The following is a 4,255-nucleotide window of genomic DNA, read 5'->3' on the forward strand; positions in this document are numbered from 1 at the left end:
CAGTGGAAGTTTCCACTGTATCTGTTTTTTTGTTTTAACCAAATTATGGTTATTCATGCTAATATGAACACATAGCTATATAAAAGGGGTGGGTATTATGAAAACCGAAATAGTTCCCAAAAAGAAGTACAGTATAATAAGCTATATATCTTTACTCATCGGAATTGTGTGTTTTTTATTCGTTTTTATAACTCCGACGAGAATAGCGAATGCGGGAAATATAGTTGGAGATTATGTAACGATTGCTCTTACAGGTGTAGGTATTATACTTTCAATAATCACAATGACGAAAAAAACAGAGAAGAAGGGGATAGCTATTATTTCATTAATATTGTCCTCATCATTTTTTATATTTTGGATTATCGCGATTATCTTATTGTTTACTGGTCAAATAAATTTTGCGCCGTAATGAGCAATAAAAAGAGTCCTTCATTAATAGAAGGACTCTTTTTTATTCGGTATCTTCAGGTTGATATTCTAAAATATCCCCAGGTTGGCATTCTAATGCTTTACAAATAGCATCTAAAGTTGTAATTCTAATTGCTTTTGCTTTTCCATTTTTTAATATAGAAAGGTTAGCCATTGTAATTCCAACCTTCTCCGAAAGCTCTGTTACACTCAGTTTTCTTTTAGCTAACATTACATCAATATTAATTATTATTGCCATGTTATTCACCTCAGACCGTTAAATCATTTTCTGATTTTATATCTATCGCATCTTTTAAAAGTCTTTGGAGAACGGCAGCAAAGACTGCGATAACCATTGAAGCAAAGATTAGGAGCATGCCAAGTATAATAATACCTGGTGCATCATCTCTCTCTGCTACAAGATAGAAGAGTGGCATACCTACCACATATAAAATACTGATTGTTACTGCGTAGTTTTTTATCTTTTTTAAAGCCCTAACAGATAATTTCGAGAAAGCGTTACCCTTGTCAATGAAGCTTACAAGTTTAAAGGCTTGATATAGAGCAAAATAAAAAGGTATCACGGTTGCATATAGATTGATTAAAACAAGATATTTTATAAATGCAATATCCGGGAACAATTCCGCTGCATATTTCCCTATGTTAGGAACTAAAAATATACATAAAGCAAGAACAGGGATTCCAATCAGAATAATAGCTGTCTTTAAAAAGAGTGTTGATCCTTGTTTCATATAAAGCACCTCATTTATTAATTATCTATTTAATCTAACATGAAATTTATCGTTTAACAATAAATTTTTATTTATTATAATCTTGTTTTTATTGTTAAGTAAATTTAAATTTTAGATGAAAATAAAAAGTACTGCTCTTTATGAAAAAAGGAACCGAACAAAGTTACTCACGATCAAATAGAAGCTATGACGATGGCACTCGCCTTGTTGTGCTAAAAGACGGGATTGTACAACAAGTCGGTACACCGAAAGAAGTGCATGATAATCCAGAGAATGTATTTGTCGGAGGATTCATTGGCTCTCCTGGAATGAATTTTTTCAAAGGAGTATTAACAGATAATGCAGTTATGATTGATAAGTGGAAAATTGAAGTGCTGGAAGAGAAGATGAAAGGCTTGCGAAATAAGGGCTATACGAATAAAGAAATCATAATAGGAATACGTCCAGAAGACTTTTATTATGGAAAAGCAATCGAGGCTTTACCATATAACACAAAAGTAACGGTATCTATTGATGTAGCAGAATTAATGGGAGCAGAAACATATCTATATTCCAACTTAAATGGACAATCTTTTGTAGCTCGTGTAGACACTTCTTTAGATGTGCAAAGTCAATCAAATATAGAGCTCGGTTTAAACATGGACAAAGTTCATTATTTCGATTCAGAAACTGAGAAACGGATTGTTTTATAGATAATAATTAAGGTGATAATACCTTTAGAACTTCTTCAACTACTACAATTAAATGAATAGTAACACGGCCGATTATCCTTTAGATTACAGGAAATCGGCTTTTTTATATAAAAGATCGCTTAGTGTACGAAAATCGCTTTTTGTTRGCAGTGYCCTGTCACAATCAAGCTAAGAAAAACAAATAATCCAAAACGAGAAAATTCTTAAGTTGATGGATGTGTTATGCTACTCCTATGTTAAGGTTCGAGTCATTTGAAACAGCAACCCCTATATTGAGTGGTGTTAAAGCGACGTATATGATAAAAAAGATGTATCACTTGTAAAAAAAATGCATCACCTTGAACGAGCTAATACGACAAKAATTCGTGTCGGGCCTAATTAGGGAATGCAGTACAGATCAGTATATAGTATACAAGCAKTCCMTTTCTATAAATACGGTATGTTTTTAATGTAATTAAAAGAAAATTTTGTGTTCTTTAATGTGATGTGACATAATACCAGTTTTTTTCTATTTTTGTGATGTCTTTATATTCATTATTAAAGTCGTATTTGTTTGGTCTAGTATCATTTGGTGTGTAAATAAATCCTGAAAAATTATCTAATATACCACGATAAGTAAAGAAGAAAACAGAAATACCATTTTTATTTTGTTGAATAATTACATCCCCACCGTTTTTGGAAGTGGATGCAAACTGTTTAGGTAAATGAATTTGTCTACTATCATAATGAACATTAGGAGTTAACTCTTTATGTTCTATAAGTGCTATAACTTTTTCACGGTCTTCTTTATAGATAATAAAATCTAAATTTATATAAATTTCATTAAATGGTATACATATCCAAGTAATTACTATGATTAGTTGAATAATTAACGGTTTCCAATTTTTGTATTTAATGAGATGTATGATTGTGAAAATTAATATTAAAAAAAACAATCCATGAACTATTATTGAAAGAAATGGCATAACAAATGGGGTAAGGAATTCAACTAAATACCATTTGAAAAAATGATAAAGTATAAGAGCGATACCGCTTATTAATGTAATTTTGGTTAAATTCTTATTCAAATTTTGAATCTCCTTTCTATACTAAAAACATATGATTTTAGTATGAATATAAAATGTGTTTTTCATAAATTTCCCTTAGTTTCATTTTATTAACTTTGTTTGATTAATATTTTGAATATATCATAGATTTGAAATTAAATAAACGGACATTAAATTTTTACATTTTATATAGAATAAAAGTGAGGGAAGTTTTCAAAATAGACTAGTTTTTTATTTGAAATGTAATTTGATTAGTTTCATGAAATAGATCCAGTTCCGGTAAAATCAATTGCAACAAGTGAACATTACGAAACTAAGAGGAGCATATCAAAGTCGGTGACACCGACTTATGGGACAGTTCACTTCTGATTGTGGAAACGGGGCAGTACAGAAGTGGAAAAATTCTGTGTTTCTTTTTAATTAATATATTTATTGGGAAAAACTTCGAAATTCCCGGCACAAATGCTCCTTCTATCCTATAATAGAAGCTATTCTGGACGTAAGTAATTTGTAAGGAATGAGTAAGAAAAAAGAGATTTTCATAGTATAAAATATTTATTATACCTACGTATAACACCTACTACTAATAATGTGTTATAATACAAATTAGCAACATAAAGGAAAGGAATTAGAAAAAATGACCTTACAAAATACTAAAAATTTAAAAAAACAAGTTGCTCCTTTTGAAAAATCAACGGCAAAAAAAAGTGTTTGGCAAATCATCAATACGGTAGTGCCATTTATTATCTTATGGTACCTTGCTTATAAAAGTTTGTCCGTTTCTTATTGGTTAGCATTAGTTCCAGCTGTGTTAGCCGCGGGATTTATGACACGGGTTTTCATTATTTTTCATGATTGTACCCATCATTCTTTCTTTAAAAACCGTCGTGTAAATAGAATAGTAGGGACATGTATGGGTGTTTTAACTTTATTCCCGTTTGATCAATGGGGGCATGAGCATTCCGTTCATCACGCTACAAGTGGTAATTTGGATAAGCGAGGTACAGGAGATATTTGGACACTTACAGTGAATGAATATTTGGCAGCGCCATTTAGACTCCGTTTAGCATATCGTTTATATCGCAATCCATTGGTTATGTTTGGGTTAGGTCCGATTTATGTTTTCCTACTTAAAAATAGATTTAACAGAAAAGGTGCTAGAAAGAAGGAACGCATGAATACCTATTTGACGAATGTTTTAATCGTTGCTTTAGTAGGGTTACTTTGCTGGACACTCGGATGGCAATCGTTTCTTTTAGTACATGGTTCCATATTCTTAATAGCAGGTTCAATAGGTATTTGGCTGTTTTACGTACAGCACACATTCGAGGATTCTTATTTTGAAGAAGATAAAGAG

General features: G+C 31.2%; 5 protein-coding genes and 1 pseudogene. 3 read left to right on the top strand and 3 right to left on the bottom strand.

Annotated features, from left to right (window positions below; genetic code table 11):
• Nucleotides 1-97 precede the first annotated feature (97 nt).
• Nucleotides 98-409 carry a hypothetical protein gene (locus tag AC1DJR_RS19205; RefSeq protein ID WP_429688564.1) on the top strand — a complete coding sequence of 104 codons (312 nt, stop codon included), beginning with the start codon at nt 98-100 and terminating at the stop codon, nt 407-409.
• 42 nt (nt 410-451) lie between these two features.
• Here the strand turns inward: AC1DJR_RS19205 and AC1DJR_RS19210 are convergent, their stop codons facing one another.
• A complete protein-coding gene (locus tag AC1DJR_RS19210; protein WP_477003265.1) occupies nt 452-667 on the bottom strand; it encodes a helix-turn-helix domain-containing protein in 216 nt (71 codons plus the stop codon).
• Between the two features lie 10 nt (nt 668-677).
• A complete protein-coding gene (locus tag AC1DJR_RS19215; RefSeq protein ID WP_477003266.1) occupies nt 678-1,160 on the bottom strand; it encodes a DUF2975 domain-containing protein in 483 nt (160 codons plus the stop codon).
• A 162-nt stretch (nt 1,161-1,322) separates the two neighbouring features.
• Here AC1DJR_RS19215 and AC1DJR_RS19220 point away from each other — a divergent pair.
• Nucleotides 1,323-1,852: pseudogene (locus AC1DJR_RS19220) on the top strand (ATP-binding cassette domain-containing protein); the annotation flags it as partial.
• A gap of 476 nt (nt 1,853-2,328) precedes the next feature.
• Here the strand turns inward: AC1DJR_RS19220 and AC1DJR_RS19225 are convergent.
• The gene (locus AC1DJR_RS19225; protein WP_429688566.1) at nt 2,329-2,919 is read right to left on the bottom strand and encodes a hypothetical protein; all 591 of its coding nucleotides are present in this window, start codon (nt 2,917-2,919) and stop codon (nt 2,329-2,331) included.
• A 616-nt stretch (nt 2,920-3,535) separates the two neighbouring features.
• Between AC1DJR_RS19225 and AC1DJR_RS19230 the strand changes: the two genes are divergently transcribed.
• Nucleotides 3,536-4,255 (top strand): fatty acid desaturase (locus AC1DJR_RS19230; RefSeq protein ID WP_477003267.1); only part of this gene is annotated, 720 nt, incomplete at its 3' end.

The sequence above is a fragment of the Bacillus sp. 05T31 genome (assembly GCF_056396725.1).

Bases quoted from the DNA above. Each gene is read 5' to 3' on its own strand.
- AC1DJR_RS19205 (WP_429688564.1), top strand. From the start codon at position 98: ATGAAAACCGAAATAGTTCCCAAAAAGAAGTACAGTATAATAAGCTAT.
- AC1DJR_RS19215 (WP_477003266.1), bottom strand. From the start codon at position 1,160: ATGAAACAAGGATCAACACTCTTTTTAAAGACAGCTATTATTCTGATT.
- AC1DJR_RS19210 (WP_477003265.1), bottom strand. From the start codon at position 667: ATGGCAATAATAATTAATATTGATGTAATGTTAGCTAAAAGAAAACTG.